Here is a 20,852-nt window from a genome sequence, read left to right on the forward strand (position 1 = left end):
AAAAGATGCTATTGGCTGACCTGGCGCATTCGCGAGCAGGCTCGCTCCCACATGCGGTCCCTGACAATGACCTGACAGGTCGGAAAATCACAGGCAAAAAAAAGGGGAGCACATGCCCCCCCGAGGTTTAAAGCATTGGATCGCGACTGTTATCTCAGCCTTCGATCTCGATGAGGATTTCGCCCGGGTTGACCCGGTCGCCCTTGGCCACATGAATCGCCGTGACCTTGCCGCCGATGGCAGCCTGGACTTCGGTCTCCATCTTCATCGCTTCGGTGATCAGTACCGCCTGGCCTGCCTTGACGGTATCGCCCTCCTTGACCAGCACATCAACGATGTTGCCCGGCATGGTGGTGCTCACGTGGCCTGGTGCCGAGGCCTGTTTGCGTTTGCTGCTGCCACCACCGACAAATTCGTTGAGCGGTTCGAACACCACTTCTTCCGGCATGCCGTCGATGGACAGATAGAAGTGGCGCTTGCCTTCGGCCTTGACGCCGACACCGGTGATGTCGACGCGGTAAGTCTCGCCGTGGACGTCGATGACGAACTCGGTCGGCACGCCTTCGCCGCTCGCCGAGGCAACGGCGCCCGCTTCCGGGATCGGCAAAAGCACTTCCGGCGTAAGAGTGCCGGCGGCGCGTTCTTCAAGGAACTTGCGGCCGATGTCCGGGAACATGGCGAAGGTCAGTACGTCTTCTTCGGATTTGGCCAGTGCTCCGATATCGGCACGCAGCTTGGTCATTTCCGGCTTGAGCAGATCGGCCGGGCGCACGTCGATGACGTCTTCGCTGCCGATCGCCTGACGCCGCAGCTTTTCATTGACCACGCCCGGTGCCTTGCCGTAGCCGCCCTGCAGATACAGCTTCACTTCGTTGGTGATGGTCTTGTAGCGCTCGCCGGCCAGTACGTTGAAGAACGCCTGGGTGCCGACGATTTGCGAGGTTGGGGTCACCAGCGGCGGGAAGCCGAGGTCTTCACGTACGCGCGGGATTTCTGCGAGCACTTCGCCCATGCGATTCAGAGCGCCCTGCTCTTTCAACTGGTTGGCGAGGTTGGAGATCATCCCGCCCGGTACCTGGTTGACCTGCACACGGGTATCCACGGCGGTGAATTCGCTTTCGAACTGGTGGTACTTCTTGCGCACGGCATAGAAGTACAGGCCGATTTCCTGGAGCAGCTCCAGATTCAGGCCGGTGTCGTACTCGGTGCCCTTGAGCGCGGCAACCATTGATTCGGTGCCCGGGTGGCTGGTGCCCGAGGCGAAGCTGGAGATCGCGGTGTCGATGTGATCGGCGCCGTTTTCGATCGCCTTGAGCTGGCACATGGCGGCCAGGCCGGCGGTGTCGTGGGAGTGGATGAACACCGGCAACGACTGCTCGGCTTTCAGAGCACGCACCAGTTCACCAGTGGCATACGGGGTCAGCAGACCGGCCATGTCCTTGATCGCTACCGAGTCACAGCCCATGGATTCCATTTGCTTGGCCTGGGTGACGAAAGCGTCGATGGTGTGCACCGGGCTGGTGGTGTAGGCGATGGTGCCTTGCGCATGTTTGCCTGCAGCTTTCACTGCTTCAATGGCAACGCGCAGGTTACGCACATCGTTCATCGCATCGAAGATGCGGAACACGTCGATGCCGTTCACCGCTGCCTTGGCGACGAAGGCTTTGACCACGTCATCGCTGTAGTGGCGATAGCCGAGCAGATTCTGCCCGCGCAGGAGCATTTGCAGGCGGGTGTTGGGCAGCGCCGCACGCAGTTGGCGCAGGCGCTCCCACGGGTCTTCCTTGAGAAAGCGCACGCAGGCGTCGAACGTCGCGCCGCCCCAGCATTCCAGCGACCAGTAGCCGACCTTGTCGAGCTTGTCGCAGATCGGCAGCATGTCTTCGGTGCGCATGCGGGTGGCGAGCAGCGATTGGTGAGCGTCGCGCAGGATGGTGTCTGTTACGAAGATTTTCTTGCTCATTCTTGTATTCCTCACAGGCCTGCGTGGGCGGCGATGGCGGCGGCGATGGCCAGGGCCAGCTCTTCGGGTTTGCGCTTGATCGAGTAGTTGGTCAGTTCCGGGTGGCTTTCAACGAAGCTGGTGTTGAACTGGCCGCTACGGAATTCCGGGTTGCGCAGGATTTCCTGGTAGTACGCGGCGGTGGTCTTCACGCCCTGCAGACGCATGTCGTCGAGGGCGCGCAGGCCACGGTCCATCGCCTCTTCCCAGGTCAGCGCCCAGACCACCAGTTTCAGGCACATCGAGTCGTAGAACGGCGGAATGGTGTAGCCGGTGTAGATCGCCGTGTCGGTGCGCACGCCCGGGCCGCCGGGGGCGTAGTAACGGGTAATTTTGCCGAAGCTCGGCAGGAAGTTGTTCTTCGGATCCTCGGCGTTGATACGGAACTGCAATGCAAAGCCACGGTGCTGAATGTCTTCCTGCTTCACCGATAGCGGCAGGCCGGAAGCGATGCGAATCTGTTCGCGGACGATGTCGATGCCGGTGATTTCTTCGGTGATGGTGTGTTCCACCTGCACCCGCGTGTTCATTTCCATGAAGTACACCTCGCCCTCGGCGAGCAGGAACTCCACGGTGCCGGCGTTCTCGTAGCCCACAGCCTTGGCTGCACGTACCGACAGGTCGCCGATGTAGGCGCGCTGTTCCGGGGTCAGCTGCGGGCTCGGCGCGATCTCGATCAGCTTCTGGTTGCGGCGCTGGATCGAGCAGTCACGCTCGAACAGGTGCACGACATTGCCGAAGCTGTCGCCAAGGATCTGCGCTTCAATGTGCTTGGGATTGACGATGCATTTTTCCAGGAACACTTCCGCCGAACCGAACGCCTTGGTGGCTTCGGAGATGACCCGGGGGAAGTTCTGTTCGAGTTCTTCGCGGCTGTTGCAGCGACGGATACCGCGCCCGCCACCACCGGAGGTGGCCTTGAGCATTACCGGATAACCGATACGGTCGCCTTCGACCAAGGCTTCTTCGATGCCGGAGACGTTGCCTTCGGTACCGGGCGTTACCGGTACGCCGGCCTTGATCATGCTGCGGCGCGCTTCGGTCTTGTCGCCCATGCGCCGGATGACCTCCGCCGACGGGCCGATGAATTTGATGCCGCGCTCGGCGCAGATTTCCGCCAGCTCGGCGTTTTCCGAAAGGAAGCCGTAGCCGGGGTGCAGCGCATCGCAGCCGGTTTCCACCGCCAGGTTCACCAGCTTGCGCGGGTTCAGATAGCCGGCCAGTGGCTCGGCACCCACGCTGTGGGCCTCGTCCGCACGCTTCACATGCAAGGCATGGCGATCGGCGTCGGAGAAAATCGCAACCGAGCGAATGCCCATTTCGGCGCAGGCTCGTACGATGCGTACGGCAATCTCACCACGGTTGGCGATCAGGATCTTTTTTATCACTTGGAGGTTCCCTTGAGCCGGTGGCACCACGACCTGCTAGACCCAGGTCGACGCGTGACCAAATGTTTCAATTCAGTCGCAGGTCCACACTAGCGCTGCTGAGGGATTAACAAAAATGAATAAAAATTGGGTCAGGCATAAGCAAACACTTATAGTTGAATTACCTGACCGCTGACCGAGCCTGAAAACTATGCGTAAGTCATTGATGCGTATGACATTGCGTCAATTGCAGATCTTCAATGAGGTGTGTGATTTACGCTCGTACAGCCGCGCCGCCGAGGAAATGTCCCTCACACAACCGGCCGTCAGCCTACAGATTCGTCAGCTGGAAGAGCTGATTGGCCAGCCGCTGTTCGACTATGTCGGCAAAAAACTCTACATGACCGAGGCGGCGGAAGCGCTTCAGCGCGCCAGCCGCGACATTTTCGGGCGCCTGGAAAACCTCGACATGCAACTGTCGGACATGCAGGGTTCACTGCAGGGTCAGCTGAAACTGGCGGTGGAATCGAGCGCCAAATATTTCGTGCCGCATCTGTTCGCCGCGTTCAAGCGCCAGCATCCGGAAGTCAATTTGCAGCTGACCGTGGTCAACCGTGGCCAGGTCATCCGCCGCCTCTCGGACAATCGCGATGATCTGGTGATCATGTCGATGGTGCCGCAGGACATGGGCCTGGAATTCCTGCCATTCCTCAACAATCCGATTGTCGCCGTGGCGCGCCCGGATCATCCGCTGGCACACATGGGCCCGTTGCGCTTGCAGGATCTGGAGCCGTATACGCTGCTGATCCGCGAGCCGGGCTCGGGCACACGTCTGGCCTGCGAAGAATATTTCAAGGAAAAGCGCGTGCACTTCACTCAGACCCAGGAAGTGGCCTCGGCCGAAGCTCAGCGCGAATGCGTGTTGGCGGGTCTGGGCCTGGCGCTGCTAACGCGCCACGCCCTGAACCTGGAGCTGGCGACCGGCGGCCTGATCGAGCTGCCGGTCGAGGAGTTGCCGCTGATGCGCAGCTGGTGTCTGGTGCAAGCCAAAGCCAAACGGCTGTCACCGGTGGCGCACGCCTTCCTGGCGTTCATCCGCAGCGAGCGGGCGCAGATTATTGCGCTGGTTGAGCGTTTCGACGGGAAGCGGCGGGCGCTGCCTGCCAGTGCGTGATCTCGGGAAAATCGCCGATCTCGGCCTGAAGCTGGCGAAGTTCGAAGCGATCCTCGATTGCGCGGCGAAATTCCATGCGGCGCTGATCTTCCTGCTGACGACGGGTTTTCGCGGCGCTGTTGCGTTCTTCGTAGGGCTGAGCCATTTCGAGTCTCCCAGGGCGAGTACGGGAGTTTCACGATAGGCGTGGGGGATGACGGTTTGGCTGCGCGGGGATGACAATGTGATGAAATGTGCGCAGGGATGTGCTGTTGTTGAGGACGCTTTCGCGAGCAGGCTCGCTCCCACATTTGATCCCGTTATGACCCAGAATTTATGTTCTCAGAAGCCCCCTCTGGGAGCGAGCCTGCTCGCGAACAAGGTCGGAACGACCTTGCTCAATCGTCCAGCGCTTTCACGGCCTTGGGCGACAAGCGCAGACTGCGCAGACTGCGCTTCACGCTCTTGAGATGATTGACCAGGCTCGGCCCGCGCGCCATGGCCACGCCCATCGCCAGCACGTCGATCACCACCAGATGGGCGATTCGCGAGGTAAGCGGCGTGTAGATTTCGGTGTCTTCATGCACATCGATCGCCAGATTGACGGTCGACAGTTCGGCCAACGGCGTCTGGCTCGGGCACAGGGTGATCAGCGATGCCCCGCTCTCGCGAACGAGGTTAGCGGTGATCAGCAAATCCTTGGAGCGCCCTGACTGGGAAATACAGATCGCCACATCGGTCGGCTTCAGCGTCACAGCCGACATCGCCTGCATGTGCGGATCGGAATACGCCGCCGCGGTCAGCAGCAAACGGAAAAACTTGTGCTGTGCATCCGCGGCCACCGCTCCGGAAGCACCGAAGCCATAGAACTCGACACGCTGCGCCTGGGACATCAGCGTCACCGCGCGCTGCAGCTCCACTGGATCGAGCTTCTCGCGCACTTCCATCAGGGTGTGCAGCGTGGTGTCGAAAATCTTCAGGCTGTAGTCGGCGACGGAGTCATCTTCGTGGATCGCGAACTGGCCGAAGCTGGCGCCGGCGGCCAGGCTTTGCGCCAGTTTCAGCTTGAGATCCTGAAAGCCGGAACAACCGATGGCGCGGCAGAAACGCACGATGGTCGGCTCGCTGATACCGACGCTGTGAGCCAGGTCGGCCATGGAACTGTGCATCACTGCCGCAGGGTCAAGCAGCACGTGGTCGGCGACCTTGAGCTCCGACTTGCGTAACAGGTGACGTGACTGGGCGATGTGTTGCAGCAGATTCAAGGGGCTGGACTCTTCTTGTGGGCAAGGATGTAGCAAGCTTGTAGTTATACTACATGAATGGGCATTTTGCCTGCTCAATGCGTAACTCGATGTCCCGGCATCAGGCGCGCTGAGGTGCATGTAGCCCTTACTGCGGATTTGCCTGATCACGCAAGAGCCCGGCCAGACGGGCAGCGTCCACCGGCCGGCTGATCAGATAACCTTGCACTTCGTCGCAGCGTTCGGCGCGCAGAAATGCCAGCTGATCCTCACGCTCGACACCCTCGGCGACGACTTTGAGGGCCAGTCCGTGAGCCATGGCGATGATCGCGCGCGTGATCGCCGCGTCCGCACTGCCCTCGCTCAAGCCGCGAATGAACGCCTGATCAATCTTCACGTAATCCACCGGAATGCGCTTGAGGTAACTCAACGACGAATACCCGGTACCGAAATCATCGATCGCCAGTTTCACTCCCAGATCGCGCAGTTGCTGGAACGTCGCAATGATGTGTTCGACGCTGTCGAGCAAATGACTTTCGGTCAGCTCCAGCTCGAGGTAGTGCGGCGCCAGCCCGGTTTCTTCCAGCACTTGCCGGACCAGACTGACCAGCTTGCCTTGGCGCAGTTGATGCACCGACAGGTTCACCGACACGCGGATCGGCGCCAGCCCCTGCCGTTGCCATTCGCAGGCTTGCCAGCACGCCTGACGCAAAACGAATTCGCCGATCGGCCCGATCAGACCGGTCTCTTCGGCCAGGCCAATGAAATCTGCCGGCGGCACCTGGCCCATGCTCGGATGATCCCAGCGCACCAGCGCTTCAGCGGCATTCATGCGGCCGGTTTGCAGGCACAGTTTCGGTTGGTAGAACACCGTCAGTTGCTGTTCTTCAATAGCTCTGCGCAGGTGGTTTTCCAGCTGCAAGCGTTCGAGTGTGCTGGCTTGCAGGCTGTCGGTGAAGAACTGGAAATTGTTGCCGCCCAGATGTTTGGCATGCTGCATGGCCATGTTCGACTGGCTGACCAGCGCGGAAATCTCCCGCGCGTTGTCCGGCAGCAGGCTGATGCCCATCGAAGCGCTGACCACCAGTTCATGCCCGTCGACGCTCAGCGGCAAACGCAGCTTGGCCGACAACCGCGTCGCCACCCGCGCCAGGCTCGACAGATTGCCGTAGGCATCGAATAGCACGGCAAACTCGTCTCCGGACAAGCGCGCAATGGTGTCGGCCTCAGGCAAGGCATTGACCAGCCGCCGCGCCATTTTTTGCAGCAGCTGATCGGCGACTTCATGGCCGAGGCTGTCATTGAGCAATTTGAAGCGATCCAGATTGATGTGCAGCAATGCGAGACTGCGGCGCCCGCCCTGCCGCACCCGCTGATGGGCTTCGTGCAGGCGTTCGCGGAACAGTGAACGGTTGGCCAGGCCGGTGAGCTCGTCGTAATGGGTCAGATAACGCAGGCGTTCTTCCGACGCACGCCGTGCCGAGAGGTCGGCGAAGAAGCCGACAATATGGCTGACATTGCCCCGGCTGTCGCGCACCGCGTTGAGCTGCAACCACTGCGGGTACAACTCGCCGTTCTTGCGGGTTTCCACCAACTCACCCTGCCAACTGCCGTGCTGCTCCAGTGCATGACGGATCGCCACATAGTGGCGATGGGCATCGCGGCTGCAAGGCAACTCGACGACGTTGCGCCCGAGCATGTCGTCGATCTCGTAACCGGTGACCCGGCTAAAAGCCTGATTGATCGCAATCAGCGCGTAGTTCGGGTCGAGAATCACGATGCCTTCGCTGGCCGCTTCGAACACCGTGGCCGCCAGCCGCTGCTGCTCTTCAAGGCTTTTGCTGGCGCTGATATCGCGGCGAGTGCCGACCATGCGGATCACCCGGCCGCTGGCGCTGCGCTCTACGGCGCGGCCACGGTCCTCGATCCACACCCAGTGGCCGTCGCCGTGGCGCAGGCGATACTCAACCTGATAATCCTCGGTGCGCCCCTTCAAATGCTCGACCAGGGCGAACTTGAGTGACGGCACGTCTTCGGGGTGCAGTCGTGGCTTGAGGTCGCGCAGCAGCGCGGTGACGTACTCCGGGGCGAGGCCAAACAGTTCCTGAATCTGTGTGTGATGGACTTCGTCGGTCTGCAGGTTCCAGTCCCACAATCCGAGCTCACTGGCCTTGAGCGCAAGCGCCAGGCGCGCTTCGCTTTTGCTCAGGGCCTGATTGGCGGCATCCAGTTCGCGGCTGCGCTGGGCCACGCGATCTTCCAGATCGACCTGCGCTTCACGCAATTGCGCCTCGGCACAGCGGCGCTGTTCGATCTCTTTGCCAAGCTCCTGATTGAGTTGTTCGCTGCGCGTCTGCGCTTGCTGCAAATGCTCGATCAGGTGCTCATTCTGGAAACGCCGCAGCAATCCACGGTCGATCAGCCGATTGACCTGCCATGCCACCACGCTCAGCGAACCGAGCAGGATCAGCCCCAGCCAGCCCCAGCCCCGCGCCTGATCGTCGCCGCCCCAGAACAGGTAACCGATCGCTGGCAGCAGGCACGGTAAGGTAAACGAGAGGAACGCCGGCAGGCTCACCGCGTAGGCGACACTGGCCGACAACGTTGCCGCGCCAATCAGACCGAATACCCAGGCCTGCTGAATGAAGTTGTCAGCGGGTACCAGAGCGATGCCGGCTCCGGCCAAAGTCAGGCCAGTCATGGTCGAACCGAGCAGGAACATGCGGAACCAAATCGGCCGGGCCTGACGATCGGGAATCGCCGAATCGAACGCGGCCACCTGAATCACCCGCAGCGCGACCAGCGACAGCAGCCACACCAGCCAGACGCTGACCACAAAGTAGCGCTGCGGGCTCCAGAGCAAAGCGGCGCAGACCAGACCATTGATCAACATGAAAAGCGTGGGCAACAACGAGCCCTGATACAGCAGACGCGTGCGCTCCACCGCCATTTCGACGGCATAGTGCTTGCGGATCACCCGGGGGTCCACGGAGGGCCCCGACAGTTCGGCGCTGAGGATCATGGGCAACGTTCTTGTTCTTATAGGAGGGCGTGCGCCCGAAACGTGGACGGAGCATACACAAGCCGATCCCGATGCCAAACTGCTGCCGATCACAATTGCGGGGAAATTTTCCGCCGCTTGCGCACCGCTGCAACCCCTCAGGCGAGACGGGCCGAAGCCTGCAGCCAGTGACCGACCGGTCGTCATCGGCAGCACTTTCATCGGCTAATGCAACGCACGGTTTGCCCGGGCCTGCGGCGCACCCTAGAATGCCCCGATGCGCGATGATCTCTCCCTTCTGCTGAACTCCCTCAACGATGCCCAACGCCAGGCCGTAGCAGCCCCCGTTGGCCGTCAGTTGGTCCTGGCCGGCGCCGGTTCCGGTAAAACCCGAGTGCTGGTGCACCGTATCGCCTGGTTGATCCAGGTCGAAAACGCCTCGCCTCACTCCATCCTGTCGGTGACCTTCACCAACAAGGCCGCTGCCGAGATGCGCCATCGCATCGAGCAGTTGCTGGGCATCAACCCGGCCGGCATGTGGGTCGGCACCTTCCACGGCCTCGCGCACCGCTTGCTGCGGGCGCACTGGCAGGAAGCGGGCCTGAGCCAGACCTTTCAGATTCTCGACAGCGATGACCAGCAGCGTCTGGTCAAGCGGGTGATCCGCGAACTGGGCCTGGACGAGCAACGCTGGCCGGCGCGTCAGGCGCAGTGGTTCATCAACGGCCAGAAAGACGAAGGTCTGCGGCCGCAACACATTCAGGCCAGCGGCGACCTGTTCCTCGCCACCATGCGCGGCATCTACGAAGCCTACGAGGCAGCGTGCCTGCGGGCTGGCGTGATCGACTTCTCCGAACTGCTGCTGCGCGCGCTCGATCTGTGGCGCGATCACCCGGGCCTGCTGGCGCACTACCAAAAGCGCTTCCGCCATATTCTGGTCGACGAATTCCAGGACACCAACGCCGTGCAGTACGCCTGGTTGCGCCTGCTCGGCAAGGGCGGCGACAGCCTGATGGTGGTCGGCGACGACGACCAGTCGATTTACGGCTGGCGCGGGGCGAAGATCGAGAACATCCATCAGTACTCTTCGGACTTCCCGGACTCCGAAACAATTCGTCTGGAACAGAATTACCGCTCCACCGCCGGTATCCTCAAAGCCGCCAACGCGCTGATCGCCAACAACACCGGGCGTCTCGGTAAAGAGCTGTGGACCGACGGCGGCGACGGCGAAGCGATCAACCTGTACGCCGCGTTCAACGAACACGACGAAGCGCGTTACGTGGTGGAAACCATCGAAAGCGCGCTGAAAACCGGTCTGGCCCGTAGCGATATTGCGATTCTGTACCGCTCCAACGCCCAGTCGCGGGTGCTCGAAGAAGCCCTGCTGCGCGAGCGCATCCCGTACCGCATCTATGGCGGTCAGCGCTTCTTCGAACGCGCGGAAATCAAGAACGCCATGGCCTACCTGCGCTTGCTCGAAGGTCGTGGCAACGACGCGGCGCTGGAGCGAGTGATCAACGTACCCGCGCGGGGCATCGGCGAGAAAACCGTCGAAGCGATCCGCGAGCATGCGCGACACAGCGACGTGTCGATGTGGGAAGCGATGCGCCTACTGGTGGCCAACAAAGGCCTGACCGGGCGCGCCGCGAGTGCGCTCGGTGCGTTCATCGAACTGATCGAGAACCTCGCCGCCAAGTGCGCCGAGATGCCGCTGCACCTGATGACGCAAACCGTCATCGAGCAATCCGGCCTGATCGCTTATCACGAAGCGGAAAAAGGTGAGAAAGGCCAGGCCCGGGTGGAAAACCTTGAGGAACTGGTCAGCGCTGCACGTAACTTCGAGAACACCGAAGAGGACGAAGAACTGACGCCACTGGCGGCCTTCCTCGGCCACGCATCGCTGGAGGCCGGCGATACTCAGGCCGACGAGCACGAAGACAGTGTTCAGTTGATGACCCTGCACAGCGCCAAAGGTCTGGAATTCCCTTACGTGTTCCTTGTTGGCATGGAAGAAGGCCTGTTCCCGCACAAGATGAGCCTGGAAGAACCGGGTCGTCTCGAGGAAGAACGGCGTCTGGCTTACGTCGGTATCACCCGGGCGATGCAGAATCTGGTCATGACCTACGCGGAAACCCGGCGCCTGTACGGCAGCGAAACCTATAACAAGGTATCGCGTTTCGTCCGCGAGGTGCCCAAAGGCCTGATCCAGGAAGTGCGCCTGTCCAATAGCGTCAGCCGACCGTTCGGCGGCAACCAGTCGATGAGCGGCAGCAGCCTGTTCAGCGGCAGCGAGATTCCGGAAACCGGTTTTGTGCTCGGTCAGGCCGTACGTCACTCGATCTTCGGCGAAGGGGTGATCCTCAACTTCGAAGGTTCCGGCGCCCAGGCCCGGGTGCAGGTGAATTTCAGCGAAGGCAGCAAGTGGCTGATGCTCGGCTATGCCAAGCTGGAAGCGATCTAATCACCGGCACTGAACCCATGTGGGAGCGAGCCTGCTCGCGAAAGCGCTGTGTCATCAAGCAATCATTTGCCTGACACGACACCTTCGCGAGCAGGCTCGCTCCCACAGGTTATGCGACGCAAGTGCATCAATCCCTCTGAACCTATCGCCTTTTCCTACAGACAAAAGTACATCGGCTGATTGCCTCGCCAAGCTGAACGCAACCTGTCAGGCAAAAGCCCGAAACACTCTCTCGCTAGCCAGTAACACTTCAGCTGTGCAACATGGCGCGCGTGTCTCCACAAAACGGGAATACCCTTTATGAAACGTTTTCTTAGCATCGCCATGGCGTTGTGCATCGGCCTGACGATGAGCCTCGACGCCAACGCCAAGCGCTTTGGTGGTGGCAAAAGCGCCGGCGCTGCGCCGACGCACCAGACCAGCCAGATGGCTCCTTCTTCTCCAGGCGTGGGCGGCGCAGCAGCGACCGCTGGCGCTGCCGGTGCTGCTGGCGCCGCGGCCAAGGCCGGCGGTGCTTCGCGCTGGCTCGGCCCATTGGCGGGCATCGCCGCCGGTGGCCTGCTCGCGTCGATGTTCATGGGCGACGGTTTCCAGGGCATGCAGATCTTCGACATCCTGATCATGGCCCTGATCGCGTTCGTGATCTTCCGCTTCATCGCCGCCCGTCGTCGCAAGCAGCAGGAGCAATTCGCTCCAGCCGGCGCGCCGATGCAGCGTGAAGTGTTCGAGCAGAAGCCTGCCGCCATGGGTTCGATCTTCGGTGGTTCGGCTGCTCCGGCTGCCGCCCGTCCAGTGATCAACGCACCGGCCTGGTTCAACGAAGAACGCTTCCTTGAAGCTGCGCGCAGCCACTTCCAGTCGCTGCAGCAGCACTGGGACGCCAACGAAATGGACAAGATCGCCGAGTTCGTGACCCCGCAAATGCTTGAGTTCCTCAAGCGTGAGCGTGCGGATCTGGGCGATGGCTTCCAGTCGACCTACATCGACAACCTGCAGGTGCAACTGGACGGCGTCGACGATCGTGCCGACAAGACCATCGCCACCCTGACCTTTACCGGCGTGTCGAAAACCTCGCGTTTCGACCAGGGCGAAGTGTTCAGCGAAAGCTGGAACATGGAACGTCCGCAGGGCGACAACCAGCCTTGGCTGGTCGCCGGTATCCGCCAGAACGGCTGATCCCTGCTGCGCTTCACTTGCGGTAACAGAACCCCGGCCCCGGCCGGGGTTTTTCATTTCACGGTTGCATCTATGGCGAGCTACTGTATAAACCGGCCCATATAAACCGCGCCATTCAGCAAGAGGATCCCGGACGTGGAAGAAATCATCGAACAACTGCGCGAAGCCAACGAACCCGTGCCGGTTCCTTTGGAATTGCCTGACGAAGACCTGCTGGTGGAAATCGAAGAACAACTGTTCATCGACATTCCGTTCGTCTTCAAAGAATTTTTGCTGACCGTCAGCGATGTGGTCTATGGCAGCCTTGAGCCAGTGACCGTCACTGATCCGCAATCGCGCACCTATCTGCCGGACGTGGCGGCCAATGCATGGGACGCGGGTGTTGATCGCAGCTTGATCCCGATCTGTCAGGACGACGATGACTACTACTGTGTCGAAGAAGACGGCACCGTGGTGCTGTGGCAGGCCGAAGAAGAACTGATTGCTGAAGAAACCTGGGAATCGGTGTGGCACTGGGCGCGGGACGTCTGGCTGGAAAGCTGAGCCGCCAAACGCCCCTGTGGGTCAATGCCCCGACGATTCCTTATGGTTGTCGAGGGTTTCCAGCAAGGCCACCTGCATCCGCGTATGCACGCGGATGAACCAGCGCCAGAGCAGCGCCGCAACGGCGGCCGCGACGACGGCGATCAGCACCAGCAGCTTGTTGGTCGGCAGGATACTGGCCGACAAGGCTGCCAACAGCAGGAAAATCACCAGCAGCGAGAGAATCGGGATCACTTCGGCGATCACCCGGCGCACTCGCTGCGTGTGACGCCCGGCCATCTCCGGCTTGACGCCCATCTCTGCCAGCAGCATCGACAGCGCCTTGAGCTTGCGATAAGCCGCAATCAGGAACGGTAGCGAGACCAGCAACGCACCGCCCCAGATCAGTGCCTTCTGCCAGCTCGGATCGCTGATCCAGTCCTGCAGCCACAACGACATGCGCTCGGCGAAGTATGCGCCGGCAAAGAAGATCGCAATCACCAGCGCCAGATTGACCCCGACCTGCAACAGGATCCGCCGGATCATCGACGCCAGTAGCGCGCCCTCACCTTGCGGCTGGATGCTGCGCAACCATTCGCCATACATGCCGAGTACACGCCCGAGACGCTTGGGCACGACTGCCGAGAGCTTGATCGACAACGGATCTGCCGCGCGAATCAGGTACGGCGTCAGCAGCGTGGTGATCACCGACACGGCTACAGCGACCGGGTAGAGGAAGTTGCTGGTCACCTGCAAGGTCATACCCAGCGCGGCGATGATGAAGGAAAATTCGCCGATCTGTGACAGACCCATGCCGACCCGCAGTGAGGTCCGTCCGTCGTTGCCAGCGATAAACGCACCGAGGCCGCAGGACAACATCTTGCCCAGCACTACGGCCACGGTAATCACCGCAATCGGCCAGGCGTATTCGATGAGAATCAGCGGGTCGAGCATCAAGCCGATGGCGACAAAAAAGATCGCACTGAACAAGTCGCGAACCGGCTCGACCAACTGCTCGATTTTCAACAACTGCTTCGACTCGGCCATGATCGCACCGATCAGGAAAGCCCCGAGAACCATGCTGTATTCGAGCTTGACCACAAGGAGGCAGAAGCCGAAACACAGGCCGAGCACGGTGATCAGCAGCATCTCGTTGCTTTCGAATTTCGCCACATAAGCCAGCAGACGCGGCACCAACAGAATGCCGATGACCAGCGCGACGATCATGAACAGCGACAGCTTGCCGACCGTGGAAAACACTTCCCCCGAGCTCACCGTGCCGCTGACGGCGATGCTCGACAGCAGCGCGATGATGCCGATGCCAAGGATGTCCTCGACAATCAGCACGCCGAAGATCAACTGCGCAAAGCGCTCGTTTTTCATCTTCAGATCATTCAGCGCTTTGACGATGATCGTGGTGGAGGAGATCGCCAGAATCGCGCCGAGGAACAACGAATCCATGGTGTTCCAGTCGAACCAGCGACCGATTTCGTAACCGATCCAGATCATCAGGATGATTTCGAGAAATGCGGCAATGAACGCCGTGGCGCCGACCTTGAACAGCTTGCGCAGGCTGAACTCCAGGCCAAGGCAGAACATGAGGAAGATCACCCCGAGTTCGGCCAGGGTCTTGATGGTTTCTTCATCGTGAATCAGGCCGAACGGCGGCGTATGCGGGCCGATGATGAAGCCGGCGACGATGTAGCCGAGCACCACCGGTTGTTTGAAACGATGAAACAGTACGGTTACTACGCCCGCGACCAGCATGATCACTGCCAGATCCTGAATGAAACTGATGGCATGCATGGCGTGGGCTCCTTGATGACGAGGCGCGCGGACAGACGTCAGAACGTTCTGCGCGAGCAGGGTAAAAATCCGCTTTTAATGTAGGAATTGCCCTTGGGCAGGGCTTTTGCAGGTTAACACCGCGACTTCGCTCTGGAAGCCGGTGCAATATATGGAAACAGATCGCTACCGGCGTGACGGCGGCCCGCCGCGCGGCGTCCCGATAACGGTGCTTCTTGAAAAGCCACCAGGTGCCCGCAGAGGCGCTTCCTGCAATCAGCCTTGATCCGTGAGAACGTTATGGAACCCGGAAACGCCCAGCTGTCGATGACGGTACTGATGACCCCCGACATGGCCAACTTCTCTGGCAATGTTCACGGCGGCACCCTGCTCAAATACCTCGACGAAGTGGCCTACGCCTGCGCCAGCCGTTATGCCGGGCGCTACGTGGTGACCCTGTCGGTGGATCAGGTGATTTTCCGCGAGCCGATTCATGTCGGCGAACTGGTGACGTTCCTCGCCTCGGTCAACTACACCGGCAACACGTCGATGGAAGTTGGCATTAAAGTGGTCACCGAAAACATCCGCGAACGCTCGGTGCGCCACACCAACAGCTGCTTCTTCACCATGGTCGCGGTGGATGATCAGCGCAAACCGGCCGCCGTGCCGCCGTTGCAACCGCAGAACAGCGAAGACAAACGCCGCTTCATGCAGGCGCAGCAGCGCCGGCAGATTCGTCAGGAACTGGAGAAGCGTTATCAGGAGATCAAGGGCGACGCCTGAGACCAAAAAGCAAAAGATCGCAGCCTTCGGCAGCTCCTACATTTTGGAATGCAAACCCATGTAGGAGCTGCCGAAGGCTGCGATCTTTTTTGAACAACGACGAAATTACAGACTGATCGCGGTAGCCTCGAATTTCACCCGCGGATGCGCAATGCGATCCTGCGCCCGCACCAGTTGCAGCTCATAACTGGCGCACGCCTGGGTTTCCAGCAACACCTCATGCACCGCCGCTGCGGTGAATTCGAACGCTGCGAGCAGGCTGTCGCCCAGCAGCACCCGCGCCAGAAACAGGCCGGACGTTAGGTCGCCCACCCCCACCGGCTGACGCGGAAACGCCAGCAAGGGACGGCGCAAATGCCAACTGCCCTCAGCCGTCACCAACAACATTTCGAAGCCATCCGCCGGTTTGCCCGGATAATCCAGATGCTTGACCAGTACCGCTTTCGGCCCGCGCGCCAGCAGCGCCCGTGCCATCGCCAGGCAATCGAACAGCGACTGCGGCTTGCGCCCGGAAAAACTGTCCAGCTCCAACTGGTTCGGGCACATGATGTCCGCCACGGCAGCCGCTTCATCGAGAAGGAAATCGCTGACCTCGGTGGGCACGCTGCAACCCTTCTCTGGATGGCCCATCACCGGATCACACAGGTACAGCATTTTCGGATTGACCGCTTTGATCCGCGCCACACCGCTGAGAATCGCCCGGCCCTGCGCGGCGCTACCGAGATAGCCGGACAGCACCGCGTCGCAATTGCCCAGCTCGCCAATCGCAGCGATGCCTTCGATCAGCTCGGGAATCTGCTGCGGCGCCAGCACTTCACCGGCCCACTGACCATACTGGGTGTGGTTGGAGAACTGCACGGTGTTGAGCGGCCAGACATTGACCCCGACGCGCTGCATCGGAAAAACCGCAGCGCTGTTGCCGGCGTGGCCAAACACCACGTGGGACTGGATGGCGAGCAGATGAGGCGTACGTTTCATTCGGGTCATTCCGTAAAACGATTGAAATTCAAGCCGCGCAGTATGCGACGAAACACAGCCTGTACGACAGACCGGCGAGACAGTTAAGCTGACGCCATCTTTTGGAGTTCGATGTCGATGCTGACCCTGGAAAACATCTTCGTGCTGATGCTGTTCGCCGCCGCTGGTGCCTGGCTATGGCACAACCACGGCTTGCGCGAGCGTGCACTGGAACGGGTCAAACAGCATTGCACCAATGTCGGCGTCGAGCTGCTGGACGGTAACGTCGCGCTGAAAAAGATCGGGCTGATCAGGGATGCCAACGGTCGCCGACGACTGGCGCGGGTCTACAACTTCGAGTTCACCGTGACTGGTGAAAGCCGCCACAACGGCACCGTCACCCAGTTCGGCGCGCACAGTGCGCAGATTGAACTGGCGCCCTACCCGGCGCCGTTCGACGACACGCCGCCGGTGGTCGAAGTGCACAAGCCTCGCGCAGAAGTCATTGAGCTGAGCCAGTGGCGCCAGGAACATACCAAGTGGAAGCCTTGAGCTGACTCACTGAATCCGGCATTCAGCCAAACCGGCTTGCAGCTGTTCGATGTTCTGCGGTTCAGCGAAGATCAGCTCGATTCTTGAGTCTTTTCGCCATTCGCTGGCTTGCCAACTCAGCTCGGCATGCTCCAGGGCATTGCCCGAAACCCAGCCATCCGTGCTGTGGATAACCAGTTTCGCCCGCTTCCAGTCGAGCGCGCTCAGCCAATAGGCGATGCGTGCTTGATCAAATACCTGCTGCGGATGCCAGCGCCAACCGATGCTCCACCCACCCTCCTGCGCCTGACTCAGGCAAATCGGTTCGGCCGGATCGCTCCAGAGCGCTGGCAGCTGTGCCAATCCAGTGGGCAGCGGCAGATGCCCTGCGCCTTCGTTCGCTTTTACTGCCAGCCCCGGAAGCTCGCTCAGAGGCAGCTGGGCTTGCTGCGTCCAGATCAGCCTGACGGGCGGCAACTGGCTGGCGATTCTGTCTCGAGCTGTTTCATCGAGATCTTCCGCCTTGTTCAACAGCAACAACCCCGCGCTGGCCAACGCTTGCTGCTGGGCGTCCGGCAAGGCTCTACCTGCGTGCAATGCCTGAGCGTCCAAAACCAGAACACAGGGCTGAACCGCCAGCACGCCCGGCCACGGCGCCTCGTTAAGTTGCTTGAGCAATTGCGCCGGATGGCCCAGCCCGGATGGCTCGATAAACAGTCGATCCGGCCTGGCCTTGCGCAGCAGGCGGCCAAGGCCGATCTGGAATGGCGCGCCATTGACGCAACACAGGCAGCCCCCGGCCACCTCACCCAGTGCGATACCATCGTCGTCGCGAGTCAGCAACGCGGCGTCCAGACCAATCTGGCCGAACTCGTTGATCAGTACCGCCCAACGTTCGTCCGCCGGCCGTTGCGCCAGCAACTGGCGAATCAGGCTGGTCTTGCCGGCGCCCAACGGGCCGGCGATGACGTGGGTCGGAATGTTCTGCAACATGGCGGCTACTTTCTGCGGACAGTTATTGAGGAGATCGAAGATGCGCTGGTCGGGATGGTCGTTGCTGTTGGCGCTGCTGTCGAGTGAAGCGTGGGCCGAGGCCTGCGTGGTGCACACACAGGGCGAACGGCTCGACGTCAAAGTCTGTCAGCAGAACCGGACGATTCCGCAGAAATTGTTCAATGACGGCTTCTGCCAACCGACGCTGGCCGGGCAGAAGGTCGAGGTGCAATACGTCGACCAGTGCCCGAGCGGCGCTTTCGGCGTGTGCAGCAACGCGCAAGTCGCCAATATGCCCTATCGCCAGGATATCCACTATTACGGCGTGGCCACCGATGCGGCGTATCTCAAGCCATATTGCGAAGGCCAGAGCCAGGGCGTCTGGCGCAAGCCCTGATGTGTCAGCCGAGCCAGTCGAGGGTCAGCAACAGACGGCGCTCACCGGGTGCCGGTTGCGGCGAACGATGGATCAGGCCGAAGCCTTCATTGCCGTGCCACTTTTCGCCTTTGAGCAGCGCGACGTCGCCGCTGTTGAGCTGACGAATCGACGCTGGATCTTGCGGTTCGGCATTGGACTGGCCAAGTTGCGCGCGGTCCATCGCACCCTCCTCAAGCCATTGGCTGCCGATGCCAGCGTAAGTAGTGATCAGGCGCACCGGCACGTGATCGACGTGGAAACGCGGACACATGGCCTTGTCCAGCACGCGCAAACGCACGCCGATACGCCGCGCGCCCAACAGACAGGCGAAGGCACTGATCAGCCACTTGAGGTCGCTCATGAAGCCTTCGAATCCTTGCAGATCACACAGCCCTGCAGCCAGACCGGCGAGATCCGGTTCGGCATCTTCGTCGGGCAATTCCAGACACAGCGACTCCGCCAAGGGCTCGTTGAGCGACAGCACCAATTGCGCAAAATCGGCGATGTGCACGGGTAGCTGGCGTTGCCAGACGGCGAGATTGGTCTGATCTTCGAGGATTCGCGTCAACGTTTGCGGGGTCAGGCCCTGGTACTGATGACGGGCAAGAAGCGGCTGATCCTTGAGTGCGAGCATCAGGCGGCCTCGTCGTGCCACGGGCCGAATGGATCAGGCAGCAAACGCCAGCCTTCTACACCCATGGCCATTTCTTCGTCGGTCAAAAGACAGGCATCGAGTTCGGCGGAGAGCTGTAGGAAATCGATGTTCTGACCGATGAAAACCAGCTCCTGGCGGCAATCTCCTACGCTTGGAGTCCAGTTTTCCATGATCGCCTGGACACTTTCCTGATCTTCGGGCCATTGATTCTTTGCTACGAAACGCCACCAGCGCCCGGCGAATCCATGCCGCATCAAACCACCGGCCTGCGACCAGCTACCGGCGTCGGTGGGTTTGCTGGCGAGCCAGAAGAAGCCTTTGGAGCGCAGCAGCTTGCCGTTCAGCCAAGGCCGGTCGATGAAGCTGAAAAAGCGTTGCGGGTGGAATGGCCGGCGGGCGCGGTAGGCCGTCGAGGCGATGCCGTATTCCTGTGTTTCCGGGACGTGCTCACCGCGCAATTCCTGCAGCCATCCCGGGGCTTGTGCGGCTTTCTCGAAATCGAAACGACCGGTGTTGAGGATTTTCTCCAGGGGGATTTCGCCCATCACCATTGGAATGATTTCAGCCTGGGCATTGAGGCGCTTGAGGATCGCGGTAAGTTCTTCGCGCTCGTGCTGGCTGATCAGGTCGATTTTGCTGATCAGCAGGACGTCGGCGAACTCGATCTGCTCGATCAACAGATCGGTGATGGAGCGCTCGTCTTCTTCACCGAGAATCTCGCCGCGAGAGGCGAGGCTTTCGGCCGCTTGGTAATCGAGCAGGAAATTCACACCGTCGACCACGGTGACCATGGTATCCAGGCGAGCAATGTCGGCGAGGCTTTGCCCTTGTTCATCGCGAAAGGTGAAGGTTTCAGCGACCGGAAGCGGTTCGGAAATGCCAGTGGACTCGATCAGCAGGTAATCAAAACGATCCTCGCGGGCGAGTTTGCTGACTTCTTCAAGCAGGTCTTCGCGTAACGTACAGCAAATGCAGCCGTTGCTCATCTCAATGAGCTTTTCTTCCGCACGGTTAAGACTGACATCGCGCTGGACTTCACTGCCATCGATGTTGATTTCGCTCATATCGTTGACGATCACCGCTACACGCAAGCCGTCTCGGTTACGTAGTACGTAATTCAAAAGTGTACTTTTTCCGGCGCCGAGAAATCCTGAAAGTACGGTGACGGGCAATTTGGCTGACATTGGATAATCCTCTTAAATGGCAGCCGATTTGCGCTTTCAGGTGTGCGCTTGGCGTGTTGCGCTCCATTTACTCGGGACAATGAAGGCAAACGATTGTGATCGGCAGCTCAGGCTGGTGGCGGTTGATGTTATAGTATAACAACTTGAGCTTGCCAGTCCGACGCAGGAGATTTCGCAAATTGCCGCAGCACCGATCGTGGAAATTCTCAATGAACAATGGGTTGAAATACCTGCTTTTGAGCTTTGCTATGTCGCTGGCCGGCCAAGCCCAAGCGCAGATGCCCTCGCTTGCGCACTGCACACGCAGCGCTAATTTGCTGGCATGCGTAGACGCCGACGGCAATGCCTATAGCGTCAATACGGTCGACACCACGCTTTACCTGCGCGGATTCGAGAAGGACGGCCATCGCTATTGGGCGCAAACCAACAGCCGCTTCGGCCAATTAACCTTCTTTACCGGCATAGCCTCCGATGGCGAGGCTTGGGTTGGCTATACCCGTCGTGTCGGCTGGACGACCATCAACCGTTTTTCCAGCTCGGGAGGGAGCAGCGCCAGATTCACTTGCAGCCGGATGACGGGCTGCTAGTGAAAACCTCTTCATGAAAAAAGCATCGCCCAA

At 60.4% G+C, this 20,852-nt stretch carries 18 protein-coding genes; 8 read left to right on the top strand and 10 right to left on the bottom strand.

Annotation, left to right across the window (positions count from 1 at the left end; all coding sequences use genetic code 11):
- Window positions 1–154 precede the first annotated feature (154 nt).
- Window positions 155–1,963: a sodium-extruding oxaloacetate decarboxylase subunit alpha gene (gene oadA, locus AB4O12_RS21320; protein ID WP_252877141.1), complete on the bottom strand. Its 1,809-nt coding sequence runs from the start codon at window positions 1,961–1,963 to the stop codon at window positions 155–157.
- 11 nt (window positions 1,964–1,974) lie between these two features.
- Complete coding sequence (locus tag AB4O12_RS21325; protein ID WP_024014853.1) at window positions 1,975–3,390, bottom strand: acetyl-CoA carboxylase biotin carboxylase subunit; 1,416 nt, start codon at window positions 3,388–3,390, stop codon at window positions 1,975–1,977.
- 190 nt (window positions 3,391–3,580) lie between these two features.
- Between AB4O12_RS21325 and AB4O12_RS21330 the strand changes: the two genes are divergently transcribed.
- Window positions 3,581–4,543, top strand: a complete 963-nt coding sequence (locus AB4O12_RS21330) for a LysR family transcriptional regulator (protein WP_252868494.1) — start codon at window positions 3,581–3,583, stop codon at window positions 4,541–4,543.
- Here the strand turns inward: AB4O12_RS21330 and AB4O12_RS21335 are convergent.
- The 3 genes from AB4O12_RS21335 to AB4O12_RS21345 form a co-directional block, all read right to left on the bottom strand.
- The gene (locus tag AB4O12_RS21335; RefSeq protein ID WP_080902479.1) at window positions 4,485–4,688 is read right to left on the bottom strand and encodes a PA3496 family putative envelope integrity protein; all 204 of its coding nucleotides are present in this window, start codon (window positions 4,686–4,688) and stop codon (window positions 4,485–4,487) included. The two genes, AB4O12_RS21330 and AB4O12_RS21335, sit on opposite strands and share 59 nt — an antisense overlap.
- 232 nt (window positions 4,689–4,920) lie before the next feature.
- Window positions 4,921–5,787, bottom strand: coding sequence for a transcriptional regulator HexR (hexR, locus tag AB4O12_RS21340; protein WP_007962240.1), 867 nt, complete (start codon window positions 5,785–5,787; stop codon window positions 4,921–4,923).
- Between the two features lie 127 nt (window positions 5,788–5,914).
- On the bottom strand, window positions 5,915–8,788 hold the full coding sequence (locus tag AB4O12_RS21345) for a putative bifunctional diguanylate cyclase/phosphodiesterase (RefSeq protein ID WP_460059695.1): 2,874 nt from the start codon (window positions 8,786–8,788) through the stop codon (window positions 5,915–5,917).
- Window positions 8,789–9,044: 256 nt separating this feature from the next.
- Here AB4O12_RS21345 and uvrD point away from each other — a divergent pair, with 256 nt between their 5' ends.
- The 3 genes from uvrD (at window position 9,045) to AB4O12_RS21360 (ending at window position 12,947) form a co-directional block, all read left to right on the top strand.
- Window positions 9,045–11,228 carry a DNA helicase II gene (gene uvrD, locus AB4O12_RS21350; protein ID WP_016772450.1) on the top strand — a complete coding sequence of 728 codons (2,184 nt, stop codon included), beginning with the start codon at window positions 9,045–9,047 and terminating at the stop codon, window positions 11,226–11,228.
- A gap of 300 nt (window positions 11,229–11,528) precedes the next feature.
- On the top strand, window positions 11,529–12,404 hold the full coding sequence (locus tag AB4O12_RS21355; RefSeq protein ID WP_016772449.1) for a Tim44 domain-containing protein: 876 nt from the start codon (window positions 11,529–11,531) through the stop codon (window positions 12,402–12,404).
- A gap of 135 nt (window positions 12,405–12,539) precedes the next feature.
- On the top strand, window positions 12,540–12,947 hold the full coding sequence (locus AB4O12_RS21360) for an SMI1/KNR4 family protein (RefSeq protein ID WP_460059696.1): 408 nt from the start codon (window positions 12,540–12,542) through the stop codon (window positions 12,945–12,947).
- A 21-nt stretch (window positions 12,948–12,968) separates the two neighbouring features.
- Here the strand turns inward: AB4O12_RS21360 and AB4O12_RS21365 are convergent, their stop codons facing one another.
- Window positions 12,969–14,732: a cation:proton antiporter gene (locus AB4O12_RS21365; RefSeq protein WP_095181199.1), complete on the bottom strand. Its 1,764-nt coding sequence runs from the start codon at window positions 14,730–14,732 to the stop codon at window positions 12,969–12,971.
- Window positions 14,733–15,011: 279 nt separating this feature from the next.
- On the opposite strand from AB4O12_RS21365, the gene AB4O12_RS21370 reads away from it, so the two are divergent.
- A complete protein-coding gene (locus AB4O12_RS21370; RefSeq protein WP_016772447.1) occupies window positions 15,012–15,494 on the top strand; it encodes an acyl-CoA thioesterase in 483 nt (160 codons plus the stop codon).
- Between the two features lie 105 nt (window positions 15,495–15,599).
- Here the strand turns inward: AB4O12_RS21370 and pdxY are convergent, their stop codons facing one another.
- Window positions 15,600–16,472 (bottom strand): pyridoxal kinase PdxY, encoded by an 873-nt coding sequence (pdxY, locus tag AB4O12_RS21375; RefSeq protein ID WP_042608042.1) that lies wholly within the window; start codon window positions 16,470–16,472, stop codon window positions 15,600–15,602.
- Window positions 16,473–16,589: 117 nt separating this feature from the next.
- Between pdxY and AB4O12_RS21380 the strand changes: the two genes are divergently transcribed.
- A complete protein-coding gene (locus AB4O12_RS21380; protein WP_038861179.1) occupies window positions 16,590–17,003 on the top strand; it encodes a DUF3301 domain-containing protein in 414 nt (137 codons plus the stop codon).
- A 6-nt stretch (window positions 17,004–17,009) separates the two neighbouring features.
- On the opposite strand, the gene AB4O12_RS21385 is transcribed toward AB4O12_RS21380, so the two are convergent.
- Window positions 17,010–17,975: a CobW family GTP-binding protein gene (locus tag AB4O12_RS21385; RefSeq protein WP_460059697.1), complete on the bottom strand. Its 966-nt coding sequence runs from the start codon at window positions 17,973–17,975 to the stop codon at window positions 17,010–17,012.
- 40 nt (window positions 17,976–18,015) lie between these two features.
- Between AB4O12_RS21385 and AB4O12_RS21390 the strand changes: the two genes are divergently transcribed.
- Window positions 18,016–18,372: an NADH:ubiquinone oxidoreductase gene (locus AB4O12_RS21390; RefSeq protein WP_375122895.1), complete on the top strand. Its 357-nt coding sequence runs from the start codon at window positions 18,016–18,018 to the stop codon at window positions 18,370–18,372.
- A gap of 4 nt (window positions 18,373–18,376) precedes the next feature.
- On the opposite strand, the gene AB4O12_RS21395 is transcribed toward AB4O12_RS21390, so the two are convergent.
- Both AB4O12_RS21395 and zigA read right to left on the bottom strand, forming a co-directional pair.
- Window positions 18,377–19,027, bottom strand: coding sequence for a DUF1826 domain-containing protein (locus tag AB4O12_RS21395; RefSeq protein WP_150743153.1), 651 nt, complete (start codon window positions 19,025–19,027; stop codon window positions 18,377–18,379).
- Entirely contained in the window at window positions 19,027–20,232 is a 1,206-nt protein-coding gene (zigA, locus tag AB4O12_RS21400; RefSeq protein ID WP_460059698.1) for a zinc metallochaperone GTPase ZigA, read from the bottom strand. Before zigA ends, AB4O12_RS21395 begins: the two co-directional genes overlap by 1 nt.
- Window positions 20,233–20,441: 209 nt before the next feature.
- Here zigA and AB4O12_RS21405 point away from each other — a divergent pair, with 209 nt between their 5' ends.
- Window positions 20,442–20,819 carry a glutamine synthetase gene (locus AB4O12_RS21405; protein ID WP_460059699.1) on the top strand — a complete coding sequence of 126 codons (378 nt, stop codon included), beginning with the start codon at window positions 20,442–20,444 and terminating at the stop codon, window positions 20,817–20,819.
- Window positions 20,820–20,852 lie beyond the last annotated feature (33 nt).

Source organism: Pseudomonas sp. S2_A05 (genome assembly GCF_054668485.1).